The 21,185-nt window shown below is 29.9% G+C and carries 22 protein-coding genes; 12 read left to right on the top strand and 10 right to left on the bottom strand.

The features are described from left to right. Positions 1 to 21 precede the first annotated feature (21 nt). Positions 22 to 522, bottom strand: a complete 501-nt coding sequence (locus BM335_RS08770; protein ID WP_090225556.1) for a hypothetical protein — start codon at positions 520 to 522, stop codon at positions 22 to 24. Positions 523 to 570: 48 nt separating this feature from the next. On the opposite strand from BM335_RS08770, the gene greA reads away from it, so the two are divergent. Both greA and BM335_RS08760 read left to right on the top strand, forming a co-directional pair. Next, the gene (gene greA, locus BM335_RS08765; protein ID WP_090225554.1) at positions 571 to 1,044 is read left to right on the top strand and encodes a transcription elongation factor GreA; all 474 of its coding nucleotides are present in this window, start codon (positions 571 to 573) and stop codon (positions 1,042 to 1,044) included. 80 nt (positions 1,045 to 1,124) lie between these two features. Continuing rightward, positions 1,125 to 1,514 carry an HIT family protein gene (locus BM335_RS08760; RefSeq protein WP_090225551.1) on the top strand — a complete coding sequence of 130 codons (390 nt, stop codon included), beginning with the start codon at positions 1,125 to 1,127 and terminating at the stop codon, positions 1,512 to 1,514. 1 nt (position 1,515) lies between these two features. On the opposite strand, the gene BM335_RS08755 is transcribed toward BM335_RS08760, so the two are convergent. Beyond that, on the bottom strand, positions 1,516 to 2,664 hold the full coding sequence (locus BM335_RS08755) for a sensor histidine kinase (protein WP_090225549.1): 1,149 nt from the start codon (positions 2,662 to 2,664) through the stop codon (positions 1,516 to 1,518). A gap of 93 nt (positions 2,665 to 2,757) precedes the next feature. Between BM335_RS08755 and BM335_RS08750 the strand changes: the two genes are divergently transcribed. The 5 genes from BM335_RS08750 to BM335_RS08730 all read left to right on the top strand — a co-directional run bounded on the left by BM335_RS08750 (position 2,758) and on the right by BM335_RS08730 (position 5,329). Next, a complete protein-coding gene (locus BM335_RS08750; RefSeq protein ID WP_090225546.1) occupies positions 2,758 to 3,618 on the top strand; it encodes a flavin reductase family protein in 861 nt (286 codons plus the stop codon). An 8-nt stretch (positions 3,619 to 3,626) separates the two neighbouring features. Then, on the top strand, positions 3,627 to 3,998 hold the full coding sequence (locus BM335_RS08745) for a DUF3127 domain-containing protein (RefSeq protein ID WP_090225618.1): 372 nt from the start codon (positions 3,627 to 3,629) through the stop codon (positions 3,996 to 3,998). A gap of 85 nt (positions 3,999 to 4,083) precedes the next feature. Beyond that, positions 4,084 to 4,719: a leucyl/phenylalanyl-tRNA--protein transferase gene (gene aat, locus BM335_RS08740; protein WP_090225543.1), complete on the top strand. Its 636-nt coding sequence runs from the start codon at positions 4,084 to 4,086 to the stop codon at positions 4,717 to 4,719. A 43-nt stretch (positions 4,720 to 4,762) separates the two neighbouring features. Next, the gene (locus BM335_RS08735; protein ID WP_090225540.1) at positions 4,763 to 5,089 is read left to right on the top strand and encodes a nucleotide pyrophosphohydrolase; all 327 of its coding nucleotides are present in this window, start codon (positions 4,763 to 4,765) and stop codon (positions 5,087 to 5,089) included. Further along, on the top strand, positions 5,090 to 5,329 hold the full coding sequence (locus BM335_RS08730; protein WP_090225538.1) for a hypothetical protein: 240 nt from the start codon (positions 5,090 to 5,092) through the stop codon (positions 5,327 to 5,329). It abuts the gene before it with no gap. Positions 5,330 to 5,450: 121 nt separating this feature from the next. Here BM335_RS08730 and BM335_RS08725 read toward each other — a convergent pair whose 3' ends face one another. Further along, entirely contained in the window at positions 5,451 to 8,558 is a 3,108-nt protein-coding gene (locus BM335_RS08725) for a VPS10 domain-containing protein (RefSeq protein WP_090225536.1), read from the bottom strand. 84 nt (positions 8,559 to 8,642) lie between these two features. Here BM335_RS08725 and BM335_RS08720 point away from each other — a divergent pair, with 84 nt between their 5' ends. The 3 genes from BM335_RS08720 (at position 8,643) to rlmN (ending at position 12,104) form a co-directional block, all read left to right on the top strand. Next, positions 8,643 to 9,854 (top strand): 3-phosphoshikimate 1-carboxyvinyltransferase, encoded by a 1,212-nt coding sequence (locus tag BM335_RS08720; RefSeq protein ID WP_090225533.1) that lies wholly within the window; start codon positions 8,643 to 8,645, stop codon positions 9,852 to 9,854. A gap of 88 nt (positions 9,855 to 9,942) precedes the next feature. Next, complete coding sequence (gene queA, locus BM335_RS08715; RefSeq protein WP_090225531.1) at positions 9,943 to 10,992, top strand: tRNA preQ1(34) S-adenosylmethionine ribosyltransferase-isomerase QueA; 1,050 nt, start codon at positions 9,943 to 9,945, stop codon at positions 10,990 to 10,992. A 68-nt stretch (positions 10,993 to 11,060) separates the two neighbouring features. After that, on the top strand, positions 11,061 to 12,104 hold the full coding sequence (gene rlmN, locus BM335_RS08710) for a dual-specificity RNA methyltransferase RlmN (RefSeq protein ID WP_090225530.1): 1,044 nt from the start codon (positions 11,061 to 11,063) through the stop codon (positions 12,102 to 12,104). A 21-nt stretch (positions 12,105 to 12,125) separates the two neighbouring features. Here rlmN and BM335_RS08705 read toward each other — a convergent pair whose 3' ends face one another. Next, complete coding sequence (locus tag BM335_RS08705; RefSeq protein WP_090225527.1) at positions 12,126 to 12,530, bottom strand: DUF6146 family protein; 405 nt, start codon at positions 12,528 to 12,530, stop codon at positions 12,126 to 12,128. 93 nt (positions 12,531 to 12,623) lie between these two features. Here BM335_RS08705 and BM335_RS08700 point away from each other — a divergent pair, with 93 nt between their 5' ends. Next, a complete protein-coding gene (locus BM335_RS08700) occupies positions 12,624 to 13,187 on the top strand; it encodes a DNA-3-methyladenine glycosylase I (RefSeq protein WP_090225521.1) in 564 nt (187 codons plus the stop codon). 50 nt (positions 13,188 to 13,237) lie between these two features. Here the strand turns inward: BM335_RS08700 and BM335_RS08695 are convergent, their stop codons facing one another. Continuing rightward, entirely contained in the window at positions 13,238 to 13,804 is a 567-nt protein-coding gene (locus tag BM335_RS08695) for a PhnA domain-containing protein (RefSeq protein WP_090225518.1), read from the bottom strand. A gap of 245 nt (positions 13,805 to 14,049) precedes the next feature. Between BM335_RS08695 and BM335_RS08690 the strand changes: the two genes are divergently transcribed. Next, entirely contained in the window at positions 14,050 to 15,153 is a 1,104-nt protein-coding gene (locus BM335_RS08690) for a DUF4407 domain-containing protein (RefSeq protein ID WP_090225515.1), read from the top strand. On the opposite strand, the gene BM335_RS08685 is transcribed toward BM335_RS08690, so the two are convergent. From BM335_RS08685 to BM335_RS08665, 5 genes are all read right to left on the bottom strand, one after another. Next, positions 15,150 to 16,472, bottom strand: a complete 1,323-nt coding sequence (locus tag BM335_RS08685) for a S28 family serine protease (protein ID WP_090225513.1) — start codon at positions 16,470 to 16,472, stop codon at positions 15,150 to 15,152. The genes BM335_RS08690 and BM335_RS08685 overlap by 4 nt on opposite strands. A 108-nt stretch (positions 16,473 to 16,580) precedes the next feature. Then, entirely contained in the window at positions 16,581 to 17,654 is a 1,074-nt protein-coding gene (locus BM335_RS08680) for an alanine racemase (RefSeq protein WP_090225511.1), read from the bottom strand. Between the two features lie 39 nt (positions 17,655 to 17,693). Continuing rightward, the gene (argJ, locus tag BM335_RS08675; protein WP_090225508.1) at positions 17,694 to 18,905 is read right to left on the bottom strand and encodes a bifunctional glutamate N-acetyltransferase/amino-acid acetyltransferase ArgJ; all 1,212 of its coding nucleotides are present in this window, start codon (positions 18,903 to 18,905) and stop codon (positions 17,694 to 17,696) included. A 37-nt stretch (positions 18,906 to 18,942) separates the two neighbouring features. Continuing rightward, positions 18,943 to 19,980, bottom strand: a complete 1,038-nt coding sequence (gene argC, locus BM335_RS08670) for an N-acetyl-gamma-glutamyl-phosphate reductase (RefSeq protein WP_090225505.1) — start codon at positions 19,978 to 19,980, stop codon at positions 18,943 to 18,945. After that, complete coding sequence (locus BM335_RS08665; protein WP_090225503.1) at positions 19,973 to 21,169, bottom strand: aspartate aminotransferase family protein; 1,197 nt, start codon at positions 21,167 to 21,169, stop codon at positions 19,973 to 19,975. The genes argC and BM335_RS08665 overlap by 8 nt, the downstream gene beginning before the upstream one ends. Between the last annotated feature and the right edge of the window lie 16 nt (positions 21,170 to 21,185).

The following is a 21,185-nucleotide window of genomic DNA, read 5'->3' as shown; positions in this document are numbered from 1 at the left end:
AATCTGTTTTTAAATAGTAACTTAATAATTGGTAATATTTATGGTTGAACTATTTAAAACTAATACTCTGTATTCTCTGGCAAAATGTGAATTTCCAGAAGTTTGAGGCGCTCCATCAATAATGCTGTACTCACTTTGATCACAACTACATTTCATTTTTAAGCTACCGTCAAACGTCATTGGAGAATTACAATCGTTATTAGGACAAGCTCTTTCAAAGGCTTTATACTTTGGTGTTAAACCAGTATTTTGTATTAATATTCCTTGAAGTCCTTTATTAGCTCCTTTTTCAATATAAACCCAGCCCGTTGGTATTAAAAGGTCTTGATATTGTGGCAAATTTAAATTAAGAGTTACATCTACACTAGTGGTTGGTAGAAAATCATCCGTATTGTTTTTTTCACACGAAAAAAAAGTAACTAAAATTAACAATAAAAATAGCTTTTGCATAGTTGTAATATCAAGTTTAATGGTAAACGATTGCAATTTACAAATATTTTGTACATTTGTGTTAAATCTCATGCTGGGTGACAGTTTTGAGATTTTTTTGTCTTTAAAAATTAATTATTTATGAGTAAAATTTCGTATTACACAGAAGAAGGATTAAAAAAACTAAAAGAAGAATTGGATTTTTTAGAACATGTTGAGCGTCCAAGAGTTAGTAATGATATTGCTGAAGCAAGAGATAAAGGAGATTTGAGTGAAAATGCTGAATACCATGCTGCAAAAGAAGAACAATCACTTTTAGAACTTAAAATTGCGAAGCTAAAAGAAGTTGTTTCTAATGCTAGAATTATAGATGAAAAATTATTAGATACATCAAAAATACTAATTCATTCAATAGTTAAAATTAAGAATACTGCCAATAACATGGAGTTTAAATACACTTTAGTTGCAGATTCTGAAACAAATATAAAAGAAGGTAAGTTGTCAGTTAATTCACCAATTGGAAAAGGGTTATTAGGTAAAAAAGTTGGAGATGTTGCTGAAATTCAAGTACCAAATGGAATAATGACTTTTGAAATTTTAGATATTTCAAGATAATTTAATAAAAAAGCATTTAATGAAACCCTTTTCAGTTTGCGGATTGAAAAGGGTTTTCTATTTTTGATAAAAAATAACAAATGAGCTCAATATTTACCAAAATCATCAATGGAGAAATTCCTTCTTATAAAATAACAGAAAATGACGATTTTTTTGTTTTTTTAGATATAAATCCAAATGCAAAAGGACATACTTTAGTTGTTCCAAAAAAAGAAGTGAATAAGCTATTTGACTTAGAGGAAGATTTGTACAATGCGTTAATGAGTTACGCTCGTAAAATTGCAATTGCAATTGAAAAAGCAGTGCCTTGTAAAAGAGTTGGAATGGCTGTAATTGGTTTAGAAGTGCCACATGTACACGTGCATTTAATTCCTTTACAAGCTATGGAAGATATTCAGTTTAATAAAAAAGTTAAATTAGAATCCGATGAATTTGTTGCTATTGCTAAAGCAATTTCATCTAATTTATAAACTATTTTTTTAAAGAAATTATAAAAGTAGTTCCTTTTCCAATTTCTGATTTTTGAACGTTTATTTTACCATTATGGTAATCTTCTATAATACGTTTGGCTAAAGATAAACCTAAACCCCAACCACGTTTTTTGGTTGTAAAACCTGGTGTAAATATTTTTTGTTGTAAACTTTTTGGTATTCCTTTACCATTATCAGTAATTAATACTAAAACATCTTTGTCATTTTCTGTTATTGAAAGTGAAATTTTCCCTTTTCCTTCCATAGCATCAATGGCATTTTTTACTAAATTTTCAATTACCCAACTGTACAATTGAATATTTAAGCGTACTGAAATAGTTTCTTTTATAGATTGAAATTTAAATTCTACTTGTTTTGAACTTCTAGATTGTAAATACAGAAATGAGTTTTTTGTGGTTGCAACAATGTTATTCTTTTTAAGTATTGGATTAGAACCAATTTTAGAAAATCTTTCGGCTATTGTGTTTAATCTTTCAACGTCTTTTTCTATTTCAGCAACTGTATTTTCATCAGTATTTTCTAATCTTAAAATTTCAACCCAACCCATTAATGATGACAAAGGAGTTCCTATTTGATGTGCTGTTTCTTTTGCCATTCCAGTCCATAATTTATTTTGTTCAGCAACTTTATTAGATTTAAAAAATAAATAAATAACACTTGCAAATAAAAATAATATAAGGATTAATGCAACGGGGTAATATTTTAGTTTTGTTAGTAAATCAGAATCTCTGTAATAAATAAATTGTTTTACATTACTTCGTTTATGGCTCACCAAAATTGGAAGATTTTGATTTTTCATAATTTCTAGCTGGTTAAGCAGATAATGATTTTTTAGTGTTTTTATAGAATCTAAATTTGCCCAAGCTGTAATACTATCTTTTTCATTGGTAATAATCATTGGTATGTTATGGTTTTTACCAATAATTTTATCTTCTAAAGAAAAATCTGCATTTAAATCTGCACTACTAGAGCGTTCATATGCACCAGCCAATATTTCCATTTTGGCACGTTCTTCATTTTTAAATTTTTGAAAAAAAGCATATGTATTCCATAAAATAGCAGCAACAATTATAAATGATACTATAATTACAGCCCATCTAATAAGTTGTATGTTCTTTTGTGAAGCCATTAGTCAAATATAAAATATATGTAGTAATAACTTAAAATTTAAATTGATATTATTTTAAAGTTGAAATAATTACTTTTGTTTAAAAACAAGATTATGTTAAGTATCAATCCTTCAGATATTTCTGTTGAAAAATTACAAACGTATTTGCAATGTGCAGTTGCGCCCAGGCCAATAGCTTTTGCAAGCACTATTGATGAAAACGGAAACCCGAATTTATCGCCTTTTAGTTTTTTTAATATGTTTAGTACACAACCTCCAATTTTAATATTTTCACCAGCAAGAAGAGTGCGTAATAATACTATTAAACATACTTTACAAAATGTAAAAGCCACTAAAGAAGTAGTAATTAATACAGTAAATTTTGAAATGGTGCAACAAATGTCGCTTTCAAGTACTGAATATGCCAAAGGCGTAAATGAATTTGAAAAAGCGGGATTTTCTATGGTTTCATCAGAAAAAGTGAAACCTTTTAGAGTTGGTGAATCTCCAATTCAACTAGAATGTAAGGTAAACAACATAATTGAACTTGGCACTGAAGGTGGTGCTGGAAATTTGGTTATTTGTGAAGTTGTTAAAATTCATATTAATGAAAAATATTTAGATGAAAAAGGTGTTATTAATCAACATAAATTAGATTTGGTTGCTAGGGCTGGAGGTAATTACTATTCAAGAGCAAAAGAAGGTTTTTTTGAAATCCCTAAACCATTATCTACATTAGGAGTTGGTGTTGATGCAATTCCTTTAGAATATAGAAATAGTAAAGTTTTAACAGGAAATGATTTAGGTTTGTTGGGAAATGTAGAAGCAATACCTTTAAAAGAAGATGTTAATAAGTTTGCAAAAGAACATGCGCAATTTATTGGGATTGATTCTTTAAAAAAACATACATTTGTGAAATCACTTTTAGAAAAAAATGATGTTGTTAGCGCTTGGAAAGCGCTTTTAATGAAATAATTAGAAAAATGGAAATTACAGGAAAAATTAAAAAAATTGATGAAACTAAAACTTTTGGAGCAAGTGGTTTTAGAAAAAGAGAAATGGTTGTTACTACAAATGAGCAATATCCACAAATGCTATTAGTAGAGTTTGTGCAAGATAAATGCGATTTATTAAATAATTACCAAGTTGGACAAGATGTAAAAATTTCTATTAATTTAAGAGGTAGAGAATGGATAAACCCACAAGGTGAAGCTGTTTATTTTAATTCTATTCAAGGATGGAGAGTTGAAGCTGCTCAACCTGAAGGTAGTGCAGGAGCTCCTCCGGCACCAATAGAAAGTTTTGAAACTACTTCTAATATTGATGATAGTGAACCAGACGATTTACCTTTTTAATTTTAGGTAATTACAATATTTTAAAAAGAGAAAAACAGCTGTTTTTCTCTTTTTTTGTTTCATTATATTTGTAAAAAAGTTAAAAGTGTATTTACTCCCAAAAGAGATAATTTTTCCTCCAGTTCATTTAGCTGATGAAAATGGTATTTTAGCAATTGGTGGAGATTTATCGGTTGAAAGATTACTATTAGCATATAAAAGTGGAATTTTTCCTTGGTATAATGAGGGTGAACCAATTATTTGGTACAGCCCAAAAGAAAGAATGGTGTTGTTTCCAAACGAATTAAAAATTTCAAAAAGTATGCGCCAAATTCTCAAAAAAGATGAATTTAAAATTACGTTCAATCAAAATTTTGCGGAAGTAATTTCAAATTGTAAAAATATTTATAGAGAAGGGCAAGGCGGAACTTGGATAACCAGTAAAATGGAACAAGCCTATTTGGAATTACATAAATTAGGCGTTGCAAAATCTGTTGAAGTTTGGCTTGAAAATGAGTTAGTTGGTGGTTTATATGGAATAGATTTAGGTCATATTTTTTGTGGAGAAAGTATGTTTAGTAAAATAAGTAATACCTCTAAACTGGCATTTATATATTTGGTTCAAAAATTAGAAAAAGAAAATTATAAATTATTAGATTGCCAAGTGTATAATACACATTTAGAAAGTTTGGGCGCTCGTGAAATTTCAAGAGTAGACTTTTTGAAATATTTAAAAGGATAAAGTATGATTAGTTCAGTATATTTGAACTTTAAAAGTTAGAAAAATGGATTTAAAAAATGGACAATTAGTTGTTGATACATGGATAAAAGAACATGGAGTTCGGTATTTTAACGAACTAACAAATATGGCACAATTAACCGAAGAAGTTGGTGAAGTTGCTCGTATTATTGCCAGACGTTACGGTGAACAAAGTGAAAAAGAAAGCGATAAAAATAAAGATTTAGGTGAAGAATTAGCGGATGTAGTTTTTGTAGTTTTATGTTTGGCAAACCAAACAGGAATAGATTTACAAGCCGCTTTTGATAAAAAAATGGATATCAAAACAAAACGCGATCACGATCGTCATCAAAATAATGAGAAATTAAAATAAATGAATAAATATAAATCACAATCATTTTTTAAAATAGCAATTAGGTTTGCAATTGTTTTTTTGGTATTAGTTACAGTTTTTGAAGTGGGCTTTTCTGTTTTAAAAAATATGAGTTTTTCCATTATGGTTGAACATATTTTTTCAGATGGAAAATGGCAGTATTTTGTAAAACGAATTGGTTTTATGTCAACTTTTTACGGAGTTTTTATGGCTGGGTGGTATAAGTTTATAAAAAAATAATACAAAATAAAATGTCATTTTGAACTTGATTCAGAATCTCATTACATTGATTTTTAAACATTATGAGAATTTGAATCAAGTTCGGGTTAACGAAAATATTATTTTAAAACAACTTCTTTTATTAATCTAAATTTATCAACTCAATATCACTTTCTTTTACTTTTTTATTGAGTGTTTTTACATCATTTTCAAAAATCTCATAAATTTTAGACAATTCAACATCTATTAATTTAGTGATTTCATTTTTAAATTCAACCGATTGGTCTGTTGGTTTAAAATCTCCAATAGAACTTAACGAATTTAAATGTGCTAATTTATTATTTAATTTAATTGGAAAGTTTAACGGATCTTGGTTACTCTTACTTTTTGTTTGATACAATTCATTTTCATGTGTTGTCAAATTTTTAACAATACTGTTTGCCAAAGCTATAATTTCTTTGTGTTTTTCTTTATCTGAAATAGATTTTTTTAGTTGTTCAATTTGATTTTTAACTTTTGTAATATTTTTTAAAGTTTTATGAATTTCAGTCAATTTTTCCTGAATTTCAATAATAAAATTAAATTGTTCTTGTAAATCTTTATCAGTAGCAGAACTTCTTGGGTCTTTTAACAATGTAAATATTTGTTCAGAAGAAATTGTATTGTTTATTGATAGTTGTACTTTGTAATTCCCTGGTAATGCTTTAGGACCGTTTAATGAAGCCCACCATAAAATCATTCCTTTCACTTTTTCAGCATCAGGATATTGCATATTCCAGTTAAATACGTTTGAACCTTTTTTAACTTTTAATTTTTCTTCATTTTGATCTTCATCTGGATTTGTTGAAAATGTTTTAATATGTTTCCCATCCGCTTCAAAAAAGGCCAATGAAATAGTGTCTTTTTCCGAAATATTTTTTACATAATAATTAACAATAACACCACCAGGATGATTTTGCCCAGCAGTTTTTGATGTTCTTTTACTTCCACCCATTCTGTAGCTATCCATTGGTTTGTATAGGAAAGCTTCTTTTGAAATAATTTCATTATTAATTTGATGCAGCGGAGTTAAATCATCAATTAACCAAAAAGATCTTCCTTGTGTTGCAGCAATTAAATTATTGTTTTTTATAGTTAAATCTGTAATGGGAACAATTGGTAAATTTAGTTGGAAATTGCTCCAATTGGCACCATCGTCAAAACTAATGTACATGCCATTTTCAGTGCCGGCATATAATAATCCTTTTCTATTTGGATCACATCTTAAAACTCTTGTAAAATGTTCTTCAGCAATACCATTTATTAGTAGTTTCCAAGATTTTCCATAATCTTCGGTTTTGTAAATGTATGGAGCATAATCACCCATTTTGTAGCGTGTTCCAACAATATAAGCGCCACCAGCAGTAAAAGGATCTACTTCAATACAATTAATCAGCATCCATTCAGGCATTTTTTTAGGCGTAACATTTTCCCAGTTTTTGCCACCATCTTTTGTAATGTAAACCAATCCATCGTCAGATCCTGTCCAAATCAAATTTTCTTCAAAAGGAGACTCTACGGCAGCAAAAATAGTTCCGTAATATTCTACACCACTGTTGTCTTTTGTTATTGGTCCGCCCGAAACTCCTAATGTTTTTGGGTCGTTTCTTGTTAAATCCGGACTAATTACTTCAAAAGATTGTCCTTCGTTATAAGTTACATGTAAATGATTTGAGGCTGTGTATAATTTCTTTTTATTATGTGGTGAAAAGAAAATTGGGTAATTCCATTGAAAACGATATTTCATATCTTCTGCTCCGTATCCCATTGGGTCATCTGGCCAAACATTAATAACTCTGCTTTCATCGGTTTTGTGATTTACTCTCGTTAATAAACCGCCATAACTGCCGCCATAAACAACATCATTATTTAACGGATCAATTGCAATATGCGCACTTTCTCCACCAGCGGTGCTTTGCCAATCGCTTTCACCAATGGTTCCGCTATTTGTTCTATGAGAAATTCGAACAGTTGAATTATCTTGTTGTGCGCCATAAATTCTGTACGGAAAATAATTATCAGTTACCACTCGGTAAAATTGTGCTGTTTGTTGATTCATCATTGTACTCCAATTTTCACCAGCATCAAAACTTGTTTGTGCACCACCATCATCGGCAATAATCATGCGTTGATTGTCTTCCGGAGCAATCCATAAATCGTGATGATCTCCATGAGGCGCGTTAAACGATTTAAAGGTTGTTCCACCATCTTTAGATTGATGATAACTAACATTTACCACATAAACCGTATTTTCATCTTGTGTATCAGCATAAATGCGTGTATAATACCAAGCGCGTTGACGTAAAGCTCTGTCGCTATTTACCAATTTCCAGGTTTTACCAGCATCAACAGACTTGTATACACCACCATCGCTATTTTCAATTAAAGCCCAAATAATATCTGAATTTACGGGTGAAACTGCAATACCGCTGATGCCCCAAATACCTTTTGGTAATCCTTCATTGCTTGAAATGTTAACCCAAGTTTCGCCTTCATCAGTACTTTTCCAAATTGCAGAACCATCACCTCCGCTAGATAAACTATAAGGAGTTCTTCTAACATTCCAAGTGGATGCATATAAAATACGTGGATTTGTTGGATCAAAAATTAAATCTACGGCGCCGGCATCAGCATTTGAGAATAATACTTTTTTCCAGTTTTTTCCACCATCAATAGATTTGTACACACCTCTTTCTTCTGATGATTTGTATAAATCTCCTAAAACTGCTGCAAAAACAACGTCTGAATTTTTTGGATGAACACGCACTCTTGGAATATGACGCGATTTTTCTAAACCAATATGTTGCCAAGTTTTTCCTGCATCAACGCTTTTCCACATTCCATCACCAGAAGAAACATTTCCGCGAACAGTAACTTCACCATTGCCAACATAAATTACATTAGTATCAGATTCGCTCACAGCAATTGCACCAACTGATCCGCCAAAAAATCCATCAGAAATGTTGCTCCAAGTATTTCCTGCATCTGTTGTTTTCCAAACGCCGCCACCTGTTGCACCAAAATAGTATAAATTAGCTTTGTTTGTTACGCCAGTTACAGCAGCACTTCTTCCACCTCTAAACGGACCAATATTACGCCATTCTATAGATTTGTAAAATTCTTCACTAAATTTGGTTACTATTTTTTGAGCGTTAACTTTGTGCGCTGATAAAAACAAGAAGCAGCAAATAAAAAAAAGATGTTTTTTCATGATTTTGATTGAATTGATTGAGAAATAATCTGAAAAGTAAAGCTATTAAAAATAAATTTATTTAAAGCGACAAATTTTACATATATGAATTCGTTGAAGATCAATAAAATAGAAAAAATTGTATCAGGAAAAGTTCAAATTACTGGATCTAAAAGTGAAACAAATAGATTGTTGATTTTACAACAGTTTTATCCAAATTTAACAATTGAAAATGCATCAAATTCGGATGATTCTATTTTAATGAAAAATGCATTGGAAAGTTCATCAAATGAAATAAATATTGGACATGCCGGAACAGCAATGCGATTTTTAACTGCTTATTTTTCAGTAAAAGAAAATTCAGAAATTATTTTAACAGGTTCGCACAGAATGAAAGAACGACCAATAAAAATTTTGGTTGATGCGTTAATTTCATTAGGGGCAGACATTAAATATGTTGAAAATGAAGGATTTCCTCCATTAAAAATTACGGGAAAGAAACTAACAAAAAGTTTTGTTGAAATTGAAGGAAATGTAAGTAGTCAATATATTTCTGCATTATTATTAATTGCACCAACATTGCAAAACGGATTGAAATTAAAATTTAAAGGTGATGTAACTTCGGTACCTTATATTAAAATGACCTTGCAATTATTAGAAGAAATTGGTATTGCATATTCTTGGGAAAATAATCTAATTACCATTCATCCCAAACCAATAATTTCGTCTAAAACTATTGTGGTAGAATCGGATTGGAGTTCTGCATCATATTATTATAGTTTGTGTGCATTGAGTCCAAATTCAGAAATTACATTAACATCCTATAAACAAACAAGTATACAAGGCGATGCTGTTTTAGCAAAAATATATGAACATTTTGGAGTTGAAACTACTTTTGGAGAAAACTCAATTACCTTAAAAAATAAAGAAATTTCAAACATTAATCTTTTAAATTTAAACCTAATTAGTGCACCAGATATTGCCCAAACTATTGCAGCTACTTGCTTTGGTTTAGGAACTGAATGTTTTTTAACAGGTTTGCACACGTTAAAAATAAAAGAAACAGATAGGTTGGTAGCATTAAAAACCGAGATTGAAAAATTAGGCGGTGAAGTAGAAATAACAAACGAAACATTACACTTAAAAAAAGCAGCAACAATAAAAGAGAATATTAGTATTGCTACTTATCACGATCATAGAATGGCAATGGCATTTGCACCATTGGCTTTAAAGGTTCCAATTGTAATAGAAGATGCCGATGTTGTTTCAAAAAGTTATCCATCATTTTGGGAAGATTTTGAAATAGTAACCCTATAAAAACCTTAAAAACAAAGTTTTATTGCTAAACACTTGACAACGCCTATGCCGATGTTGTATATTTGCGCACAATTAATAAAAATAATACATGAAATTATCACATTTTAAATTCGATTTACCTGAAGAATTATTGGCTGTACGTCCAGCAGAACATAGAGATGAGTCTCGTTTGATGGTTTTAAATAGAAAAGAAAAAACTATTGAACATAAATTATTTAAAGATATTATTGATTATTTTGATGAAGGAGATTTAATGATTGTTAACAATACAAAGGTTTTTCCAGCAAGAATGTATGGTGAAAAGGAAAAAACAGGTGCAAGAATTGAAGTTTTTTTATTAAGAGAATTAAATGCAGAAAGCAGATTGTGGGATGTATTAGTAGATCCGGCTAGAAAAATAAGAATTGGAAATAAATTATTTTTTGGAGATGATGAAAGTTTAGTAGCCGAAGTTATTGATAATACAACATCAAGAGGTAGAACTTTACGTTTTTTATACGATGGTTCTTATGAAGAATTTAGAAAAAAATTAGAAGAATTAGGAGAAACTCCACTTCCAAAATATATTAACAGACCAGTTGAGCCAGAAGACGAAGAGCGTTACCAAACAATTTATGCAAAACACGAAGGCGCTGTAGCTGCACCAACTGCAGGTTTGCACTTTTCTAAACATTTAATGAAACGTTTAGAAATTAAAGGAGTAGATTTTGCCGAAGTTACTTTGCACGTTGGTTTGGGAACTTTTAGTCCAGTGGAAGTAGAAGATTTATCAAAACATAAAATGGATTCTGAACAAGCAATAATTACTGAAGAAACTACAGAAATTGTTAATAATGCTATTGATAAAAAAAGAAGAGTTTGTGCTGTTGGAACAACTGTAATGCGTGCTGTTGAAAGTTCTGTGTCATCAAATAATCGTTTAAATTCATTTAATGGTTGGACAAATAAATTTATTTTCCCTCCTTACGATTTTAGTATTGCAAACTGTATGATTACAAATTTTCATACACCAAAATCTACATTAATGATGATGGTTGCCGCATTTGCTGATTACGACTTTTTAATGAAAGCGTATGAAGAAGCTGTAAAAGAAAAATACAAATTCTATTCGTATGGTGATGCGATGTTAATCATCTAATAAAAAACAAAATATTTTAAAGTTTGATTCCCGCCAATGCGGGAATCTTTTTATAAACTTGAATCTAAATTATGAGTGAAAAAAAAGACATAAGAGCTTTAACAAAAACAGAACTTAGAGAATTTTTTGTTTCCGAAGGCGACAAGGCTTTTAGAGGAAACCAAGTTTATGAATGGTTGTGGAGTAAAAGCGCGCATTCATTTGAAGATATGACAAATATTTCTTTAGAAACGCGTAAAATGCTGGAAGATAATTTTGTAATCAATCATATAAAAGTAGATCATATGCAGCGCAGCTCTGATGGAACTGTAAAAAACGCTGTAAAATTGCACGATGGATTAATTGTAGAATCGGTTTTAATTCCAACAGAATCCAGAACAACAGCGTGTGTTTCTAGTCAGGTTGGTTGTAGTTTAGATTGTAATTTTTGCGCTACAGCTCGTTTAAAAAAGATGCGAAATTTAAATCCTGATGAAATTTTTGATCAGGTTGCAGCCATAAATCAGGAAAGTTTATTGTACTACAATCATAAATTATCCAACATAGTTTTTATGGGAATGGGTGAACCTTTAATGAATTATAATAATGTATTAAAGGCCATTGAAAAAATTACATCACCTGAAGGTTTGGGAATTTCACCAAGAAGAATTACCGTTTCAACTTCTGGATTGCCAAAAATGATTAAAAAATTAGCCGATGATGAGGTGAAATTTAATTTGGCCGTTTCGTTACATTCAGCAATTGATGAAGTGCGTTCTGAAATTATGCCATTTAGTAAAGCTTTTCCATTAAAAGATTTAAAAGAATCTTTAGAATATTGGTACGCAAAAACTGAAAGCAGGGTAACCTATGAATATGTTGTTTGGAAAGGTATTAACGATAGTAAAGAAGCAATAAATGCTTTGGTTAAATTTTGTAAATACATACCTTGTAAAGTAAATTTAATAGAATATAATCCTATTGATGATGGAGATTTTCAACAAGCAAATCAACAAGCTATAAGCGATTATATTAGCATTCTTGAAATGAATGATATTATTGTGAATGTTAGACGGAGTAGAGGTAAAGATATTGATGCTGCTTGTGGGCAGTTAGCAAACAAAAAAAGTTAGCTTTACAGCTAACCTTTTTGTTTAAAAATGTTGTTTGTATTTGTACTCTACAAATTTGAAATAATTATACAATTTGTAATTTACATCTAATCCATAATCTATATTAAAATCATAATTTATGATATTTTCGTAAATTGAACTATTATATTTTAAAGGATTGCTGGCTCTAATATTCCATTGTGTCACGTAATATTTATTTTTTGTTTCATAAAACTGTTGTGAATAAAAATTAGCAGGTTTTGCAATTGTATTTAAATATGTTTCAAAGCCAATATCTAAAATAATAATTTCATATTCTAGACTATCATTAGCTATTCTTACAGCCCCTTCGGGTAAATCTGAGGTTTGATTTGTAACTGGTTTTATTGAAGATCCACAACTAATTACAAATAGTGAAAATACAATAAAATAAAGTGTGTTTTTCATAATTAATTGGTTTTTATACTTTTAAAGATACAAAAACTATACCATTATTTGTTGTAATTTAAGTATTTTAGTAGGCAATTAAATTATAAAATAATGGAAAAAAAGCGTTGTAATTGGTGTGGAACAGATCCACTTTATATAGAATATCATGATACTGAATGGGGCGTTCCAATTTATGAAGATGCTAAATTATTTGAATTTTTAATTTTAGAAACATTCCAAGCAGGTTTAAGTTGGATTACCATATTGCGAAAAAGAGAAAATTTTAGAGCAGCACTTGATAATTTTGATTACAAATTAATTTCAAATTACAATCAAACTAAAATTGATGAATTATTGCTGAATGCAGGGATTATAAGAAATAAGTTAAAAATTAAAGCAACCATAACAAATGCTCAGGCATTTATGCAAATTCAAAATGAATTTGGATCATTTTCAACTTATATATGGAGTTTTGTAAATAATGTGCCGATTAAAAATAGTTGGAATTCAATGAGTGATGTTCCAGCAACAACAGTTTTGTCTGACACTATTTCAAAAGATTTAAAAAAAAGAGGATTTAAGTTTGTTGGTTCAACGGTAATTTATGCTCATATGCAAGCAACAGGTATGGTAAATGATCATATAAAAGACTGTTTTAGATATCAAGAAGTATAAAAAAAGGCTCAAAATTAATTTTGAGCCTTTTTTTATATTTAAAAATTAAATTATCCAATTTTCTTAACAAATTTTGTAATAATTACAATTTGTTGTCCATCTACTTTTCCTTCAATATATTCTTCATTTTCGTGGTCTAATGAAATTCTTCTAACAGCAGTTCCTCTTTTTGCAATCATGCTTGAACCTTTTACAGGTAAATCTTTAATTAATACAACCGAATCTCCAGCTTCTAAAATTACACCATTACTATCTCGGTGTACAACTTTATTCGATGTGTCTTCTCCAACGCCCGTTGCTTTTGCCCAAGTTAACGTTTCATCATCTAAATACAACATGTCCAATAAATCTTGAGGCCAACCTTCAGAGCGTAAACGTGTTAACATTCTCCAAGCCATTACCTGAACAGCAGGAACTTGGCTCCACATACTGTCATTTAAGCATCTCCAGTGATTTGCATCTACATTTTCTTCATTTTCAATCTGGTCAATACAGGTAGCACAAGCAACAATGTTTTCTGTAGTTGGTGCAACTTCAAAGGCATTTAAGTTTTCAGTAGCGCCACATAATTCACATTTATTTTCACTGCGTACTAATAATTCTTTTGATAAACTCATTATTTGTTTTTTAGAAATGCAAAAATACATTTAAAATTTGGTATCACAACTTCTTTTAATTTCAATAATTTGGGCGTTACCTTCGGTCGGGCTATACGTTTTAAGTCCTCGCTATTGCTGCGGGCTTTTCACTTTTATCCCTAACGCAATAAAATATGGTACTGTAAGTTTTATGTTAAATTAAGAATATTTTAATATAATAAACTTTAAATAGTTCCGTTATTTGCATAACAAACTACTATGTTATGCTTAAAAATTTCTTTTGGATGTGCTCTGGTGCAGATACCGATGTTTTAAAAACAAGTTCAAAGTCCGAACAAATTAAATTTGTAGGAATAGGAGGTACCGTATTTTTTACTGCTGTTATGGCTTTTATTGCATCAAGTTATGCGCTGTATACCGTTTTTGATAATTATTATACCGCTGTTTTTTTTGGGTTAATTTGGGGACTGTTAATTTTTAATTTAGATAGGTTTATTGTTTCAACAATAAAAAAGCAAGATAATAAATGGAAAGAAATTTGGCAGGCTACACCACGTATAATTTTAGCAATTATTATTGCCATAGTTATATCTAAACCTTTAGAAATGAAAATATTTGAAAAGGAAATTAATCAGGTTTTACTAACTCAAAAAAATGAATTAACACTCGCTAATAAAAATCAAATAGCAAATCAATTTTCTCCTGAAATTACTGCTTTACAAAATGAAATCAGTCAATTAAAACAAGAAATTGACGCAAAAGAAACCGAATCAAATGCTTTGTATGATACGTATATTTCTGAAGCGGAAGGAACAGCTGGAACAAAATTATTAGGAAAAGGACCTGTTTATAAAGAAAAAAGGGAAAAACATGATGCCACTTTATTAGAGTTACAACAATTAAAAATTGACAATAAAATAAAAATTAATGAAAAAGAAACTCAAATTGCAGCATTAGTAAAACAGCAAAACAACCAAGTTGTTAAATCACAACCAATAATAGATGGTTTTGATGGTTTAATGGCAAGAATAAATGCTTTAAATGAGTTACCTTGGTTACCTTCATTTTTTATATTTCTATTATTTTTAGCTATTGAAACTTCTCCAATTTTTTCAAAATTAATAGCGCCAAAAGGTGAGTACGATTATAAAATTCAGGATATTGAAAATGCTGTAAAAACTTGGGTTACTCAAAAAGAAAATCAGAGAAAAAATGTAGTAAATACAGACTCTGAATTAAATAAAGTTATTTACAATGAGTTGTCTAAAGAAGAAGCATTGTATAATTATAAAAAACAAAAAGCTCGAGAAATTTTACAAATGCAAGCTGATGCATTTTATAAAAGTCAGCAAAAAATAATTAGCTAGTTTTCTAAAGGATAAATTGTAACACTGTAACCTAACCAGTTTTGTAATTTATTGTATATTATTTGTTGGTCTTCAGTTGAAAAATTTTTAATTCTTGTACTATGTGAGCCACCTTTTAAAATCATTTTTAAAGCATCAACATGTGGTTTTGGGTTTGGAGCACAAGCGCCCCAAGTGTCGTATTCTCCATAAATATATAATATTTTTTTTCCTTTATTTTCCACAAAATCTTGTACTTCTTTTATGTAATTTGGATTGTAAGTTAAATCTACATTTTTTGGAGCAAAGCGTAAGTTAGTTGGTTTATGAACAATTTGTAATAAATCTTTTACAGGAGTAATGTCAAAACCGTAATAACCTAATTCTGTCATATGTTGGTAGTATGATGGTAATAAATCATAATATGTAATATCATTATAAAAGCTAATGCCAACAATTTTATTTAAATAATTAAATAATTCTTTTGGAGTGGCTGTTTCGTTTGGAATTTCTTCACATAAACCTCCCCATTGCCAAAAAGAAAACGGAAACTCTAATGTAGCATATTCTAAAGCCTCTTCTGTGGAAAGTTCTGTGAAATTCATTTTTTTTGCATTTGCATAATTAGATATTTCACTTAAAACTGTTGTTCGGTTTTTTAATAGAAGCCGTTGAAAGTTGGTTATTTTTTCTCTGCATTCCTTGCTGCCAATGGTGTTAATGTGTATTTGTGTTCTAGGATCTTCTTGAGAGTTAATTAATGGTGCCACATAAGGAACTGCAACATCAACATCCCAAGGATATTTACTTTTGTAAATTAAAACTGTTTCACCTCCTTTACTAATTCCTGTAGCAATCCATTTTCCAGTATATATACGTTTTAATTTTGTTACAATTTTATGATAATCTTCGATGGCTTGATTATTTTTTAAATATTGCCATGGAATAGAATCTGGACGCGATTTTCCATAAAAACGATATTCTACCTGAACCTGATTTCCTTTAAAAATTTCAGTTAATTCATATGTTTTTGGAATTGCATTATAGCCCTCTGTTACTAAAATTGTTGGTTTAGTTTCATCAATATGAGAAAGATAAACATATTGTTTAAAAGTACCAGCTTCTGGTTTTTTATGATCTAAAGGTTGTTCTAAAACAATTTGATATGCTTTTTTAAAATGTTCAGTTTCACTTAATGCAGTTATTTCTGAGTTTGGAAAAAGTTGTTCTAACTTTTGTTTAAAAGTTAATATTTCTACAGGTTCTAATTTAATAGTTTTACAACCAGTAACCGAAAAAGTAATTGCAACAAATAGAAGTAGGGATTTGTAAAATTTCATTTTTTTATTTAAAATTTTCTATAATTAAAGAAGTTTAAATTTAATGAATTTTTTAAAATATACTTTGTATTTGTGTAAAGTTGATGCATTAAAATCAAGCGTTGTTATTTAATGAAGTTTTTTATCTATATATTTAGAATTCATAATTCGCAAAGCTCCCATATATTTCATTTTAAATGAAACAACACCTCCAATTTGATACTTTTTTGATGATTCACTTAAATCTACTACTAACATATCCGAACTAGCTCCAATAAATGTAATTTTTTTATCAACGGGTTCTAAAAAATCAGTTGTAGCAATGTCTAACAAACCAATATCTAAAATTCCTCTTTTATGTGTAGTTCCATAATCTTCAGGATTAATTTCAAGAATTTCGCCTGATGGATTTTTTTCTATCTCACCATAAGGAACTATTGGTTTTTCTGTAATTTCAATTATTTCAGCATTCAATAAAAAAACATCATCTTTCATTTTTGTGATGGTTTTATTGCTAAATAAATCTATACCAAAAAACAATGTTTCACCAATTCTAAAGTGATTAATACCTTTAGGAATTTGTTTTTTTAGTAAAAGAGGAATCATAACCGAAGAACCTCCAGTAACATAATCAATTTTTTTTCCAAATCTAGCTTCAATCAATTGCGCATATAAACTTAACTGAATTAGCTTGTCTTTGCTAGGCATTATACCACTTAAGCAATTTAAATTTGCACCAATTCCTGTGACATTAATGTTTGGTAATTCAAAAACTTTATGATAAAAATCTAATAAATGTTCTCCTAAAATACCTTCTCGTAAATCTCCTAATTCTATCATAATAATAATACGATGAACTTTACCTTGTTTTACGGCTTCTTCAGATAACCATTTTATGGTTGTAAACTCGGTATTAAAACTAACATCGGCATATTTTACCACTTTAGAAATACTTCTTTTTGCGGGTGGTTTTATGTAAATAGTTTCTTTGTTTGGATTTATAGATTTTATATTTATTAAATTTGATAATCTAGCATCACAAACTTGTTCATCTCCTAAGGATAAAACATATTCTAAATAGGTTTTATTTCCACAAAGCATTTTCAATACAGGAGCCCATTCAATATTGTTTTTTTTAAACAATTGTTGAAGATAATTGTAATTTATTTTTAATGATTTTCTGTTTAAAGTAATATATGCCATAATTATTTAATCTTTAAAAATATTAAACACTTTAAGTTATTACGTTGTATATACCGAATTAAATAACACATAATCTGTAGTTAAATCTGTTCCCCAACCTTTAGATTTGGCTTTGCCATTATGAAGATCCAAAACAATTTTAAGGTGTGATTCCTTTAATAATTTCTTTATATAATATGGATCGTATTCCAATGGAATTCCTTTTTCTAAAACCTTTATGGTTTTTACTTCAGAACCAATGTATAAATCAATTTTTTCATATTCAAACGGAAGTCCAGCATTACCAGCTGCACTAATAATTCTTCCCCAATTTGGATCGCGCCCAAACATAGCTGTTTTAACAAGTGCAGAATCTGAAATTTTTCGAATCATTGTTCTTGCATAAGTTTCAGTTGGAGCATTCACTATTTCATATTCAATAAACTTTGAAGCGCCTTCACCATCTGAAACAATAAGTTGTGCTAAATGCACCATCATTTCTTCAAGATTCTTTTTAAAAACAGTGTAGCCTTTATCTTTTTTTGATTTAATAATATCGTTTTGAGCCAAACCATTAGCTAATACAATAACCATATCATTGGTAGATGTATCTCCATCCACTGTAATCATGTTAAATGATTTATCAACGGTTTCTTTCACAATTGTTTTTAAAAATTTAGGTTCAATTGCAATATCAGTAACAATAAACGCCAACATTGTAGCCATATTTGGATGAATCATACCGGATCCTTTTGCTACTCCTCCCATATTAATTTCACGACCGTCTACTTCAAATTCAATAAAACCTTCTTTTGCAAAGGTGTCAGTGGTTAAAATTGCGTTTGCAACAAAAGAGCCTGCATTGGATCTGTTGGTTAAGTTTTTTGCGTTTTCTTGAATACCTTTTACAATTTCAGTAGTTGGGAATTTTACACCAATAATTCCAGTGGAAGCAACTAACACTAAATTTTTATCAATATTTAATTCTTCAGCTAACGATTCTGTCATAGCTTCAGCACCTTCCATTCCTTGTTTTCCTGTTGCGGCATTTGCATTACCAGCATTAATTACAATAGCTTGTGCTTTGCCATCTGCAATATGTTTTCTTGATACCGTAACTGGAGCTGCAACAACTTGGTTTTGTGTAAACACTGCTGCCGCACTTGCTGGTACTTTTGAATAAATAATGGCTAAATCTCTTTTCATAGATTTAACACCAGTATGTGCTCCCCAACAAGTTATTCCTCTTACGTTTGTTATATTTTTAATCATTTCAATCTATAGTATTGCTTATTAATTTTATTCTAAATTATGGGTTTAACGGTATTAAATTAAGCCCAGTTGTTTCATCAAGTCCAAACATAATATTCATATTTTGAACTGCTTGTCCTGCTGCTCCTTTTATAAGATTATCAATTACACTAATAACTATTACCATATTGGTTCGCTTGTCATAAGTTACAAATAAATCACAATAATTAGTACCCCTAACATCTTTTATTGCTGGTTCTTGTTTCCTTAAACGCACAAAAGGTGCTTTTGCATAAAAAGTTTTGTAAAGTTCTTTAAGTTTTATTTCGTTCATTTTTTCTTTAGGGCGTATGTATATAGTGGTTAAAATTCCTCTATCTACAGGTAATAAATGCGGTGTAAATTGTATAAGTGTTTCTTTCCCTGAAACATCATCTAATATTCCTTGAATTTCTACAGTATGTCTGTGATATTTAAGTCCGTATGCCTTAAAATTATCATTTACATTGGAATAAAGATTTACATTTTTTGCTTTTATTCCAGCGCCTGTAACTCCTGTTTTTGAATCTACAATAATTTGATTTTCTTCAATTAGATTTGCTTTTAATAAAGGTGCTAGCCCTAAAATAGCTGTTGTTGGAAAACAACCTGGATTTGCAATTAAATTTGCATCTTTAATTTTATCGAAATATAATTCAGGACAACCAAAAACTGCTTTTTCAATACCTTCAGGAAAAATATGACTTAGTTTATACCATTTTTCATAAACTTCTTTTGAATTTAAACGAAAATCGCCAGAAAGATCAATAATTTTAAAAGAACTGTCTTTAAAGCGTTTTACAAAATCCATTGAAACACCATGTGGCAATGCAAGAAAAACAAGATCGAGTTCGTATTTATCTATGTCATTGATTGATACCAATTTTTGATTGGCAATTCCTTGTAAAAAAGGATGTACATCAGAAAATAATTCTCCTTTTCTAGTTTCAGAAGTAATCATGGTAATTTCAATATCCGGATGGTTAGTTAAAATACGCACCAATTCTGATCCAGTATAACCTGTTGCGCCAATAATTCCTATTTTCTTTTTAGCCATTGTTTTTTAGTTCTTTTAATGATTTTTTTAATACTTCCATTACCTTTTCTAAATCTTTATAGCTTATATTTAAAGGTGGTACTAAACGTAATACAGTATCGGAAGTAGCATTTGCCAACACACCTTTTTCAAGCATTTTTAATACCAAAGGTTTTGTTCCAAAATTAAATTCTACACCTATCATCAATCCTTTTCCACGAATATCTTTAATAGCTGGGTTTTTCATTGCTGCAATTTCCGATTTTAGCCAAGCGCCTTTTTCTTCAGCCTGCTCCATAAGACTTTCTGTTTCAATAACGTCTATAGTTGCCAGTGCTGCTGCGCATACTAATGGATTTCCTCCAAAAGTGGTTCCGTGATCACCAAATTCTATTGCCGAACTTACTTTTTCATTTGAAAGAATGGCGCCAATTGGAACACCACTTCCTAATGCTTTAGCCAACGTCATAATATCTGGTTCAACTCCAAAATGTTCTTTGGAAAACATTTTTCCGGTTCTACCAATACCAGTCTGAATTTCATCAAAAATTAGTACAATAAGTTTTTCATCACAAAAAGTTCTTAATGCTTTAAGAAAGGTTTTGTTAGCTATATTTATACCACCTTCCCCTTGAATTGGTTCTATAATGATTGCAGCCGTATTGTTATCAACCACTTTTTCTACAGATTCCATACTGTTAAAAGGCACTTGTAAAAACCCCTTCGGAATTGGCTCAAACCCTTTTTGATAGGCTTTTTTTCCTGTAGCAATTGTTGCTAAAGTACGTCCGTGAAAAGAGTTTTCAAATGAAATGATATTTCCTCCGCGTCCAATACTATGTGCATATTTACGTGCTATTTTAATGGCGCCTTCAACTGATTCTGCTCCACTATTTGTTAAAAACACTCGATTCAGACCTGATAATTCAACCAGTTTTTTTGAGAGCATTACTTGTGGTTCACTTAAATAAAAATTTGAAATATGTACTAATTTTGCTGCCTGATCTTGAATTGCTTTTACCACTTTTGGATGGCAATGACCAACGCTATTAACAGCAATACCAGCAAGCATATCTATATATTTATTACCCTCAACATCCCAAATATTTGCACCTTTTCCGTAGTCAAATGTTATTGGATAACGTTTAAAAGTTTGTAAATAATAGTTTTGATCAAGTTGATTATATGTTTTATTATTTTTTTGTATCATGTTTTAAGTTCTTAAA

Origin of the sequence: Lutibacter maritimus, assembly GCF_900116115.1 — a bacterium.
Lineage (GTDB): Bacteria > Bacteroidota > Bacteroidia > Flavobacteriales > Flavobacteriaceae > Lutibacter > Lutibacter maritimus.
Note: the sequence above shows the minus strand (reverse complement) of the source record. Positions and strands in the feature narration are given on the sequence as shown.

Bases quoted from the DNA above. Each gene is read 5' to 3' on its own strand.
- BM335_RS08770 (WP_090225556.1), bottom strand. From the start codon at position 522: ATGAGATTTAACACAAATGTACAAAATATTTGTAAATTGCAATCGTTT.
- greA (WP_090225554.1), top strand. From the start codon at position 571: ATGAGTAAAATTTCGTATTACACAGAAGAAGGATTAAAAAAACTAAAA.
- BM335_RS08760 (WP_090225551.1), top strand. From the start codon at position 1,125: ATGAGCTCAATATTTACCAAAATCATCAATGGAGAAATTCCTTCTTAT.
- BM335_RS08755 (WP_090225549.1), bottom strand. From the start codon at position 2,664: ATGGCTTCACAAAAGAACATACAACTTATTAGATGGGCTGTAATTATA.
- BM335_RS08750 (WP_090225546.1), top strand. From the start codon at position 2,758: ATGTTAAGTATCAATCCTTCAGATATTTCTGTTGAAAAATTACAAACG.
- BM335_RS08745 (WP_090225618.1), top strand. From the start codon at position 3,627: ATGGAAATTACAGGAAAAATTAAAAAAATTGATGAAACTAAAACTTTT.
- BM335_RS08735 (WP_090225540.1), top strand. From the start codon at position 4,763: ATGGATTTAAAAAATGGACAATTAGTTGTTGATACATGGATAAAAGAA.
- BM335_RS08730 (WP_090225538.1), top strand. From the start codon at position 5,090: ATGAATAAATATAAATCACAATCATTTTTTAAAATAGCAATTAGGTTT.
- BM335_RS08725 (WP_090225536.1), bottom strand. From the start codon at position 8,558: ATGAAAAAACATCTTTTTTTTATTTGCTGCTTCTTGTTTTTATCAGCG.
- BM335_RS08720 (WP_090225533.1), top strand. From the start codon at position 8,643: ATGAATTCGTTGAAGATCAATAAAATAGAAAAAATTGTATCAGGAAAA.
- queA (WP_090225531.1), top strand. From the start codon at position 9,943: ATGAAATTATCACATTTTAAATTCGATTTACCTGAAGAATTATTGGCT.
- BM335_RS08705 (WP_090225527.1), bottom strand. From the start codon at position 12,530: ATGAAAAACACACTTTATTTTATTGTATTTTCACTATTTGTAATTAGT.
- BM335_RS08700 (WP_090225521.1), top strand. From the start codon at position 12,624: ATGGAAAAAAAGCGTTGTAATTGGTGTGGAACAGATCCACTTTATATA.
- BM335_RS08695 (WP_090225518.1), bottom strand. From the start codon at position 13,804: ATGAGTTTATCAAAAGAATTATTAGTACGCAGTGAAAATAAATGTGAA.
- BM335_RS08690 (WP_090225515.1), top strand. From the start codon at position 14,050: ATGCTTAAAAATTTCTTTTGGATGTGCTCTGGTGCAGATACCGATGTT.
- BM335_RS08685 (WP_090225513.1), bottom strand. From the start codon at position 16,472: ATGAAATTTTACAAATCCCTACTTCTATTTGTTGCAATTACTTTTTCG.
- BM335_RS08680 (WP_090225511.1), bottom strand. From the start codon at position 17,654: ATGGCATATATTACTTTAAACAGAAAATCATTAAAAATAAATTACAAT.
- argJ (WP_090225508.1), bottom strand. From the start codon at position 18,905: ATGATTAAAAATATAACAAACGTAAGAGGAATAACTTGTTGGGGAGCA.
- argC (WP_090225505.1), bottom strand. From the start codon at position 19,980: ATGGCTAAAAAGAAAATAGGAATTATTGGCGCAACAGGTTATACTGGA.
- BM335_RS08665 (WP_090225503.1), bottom strand. From the start codon at position 21,169: ATGATACAAAAAAATAATAAAACATATAATCAACTTGATCAAAACTAT.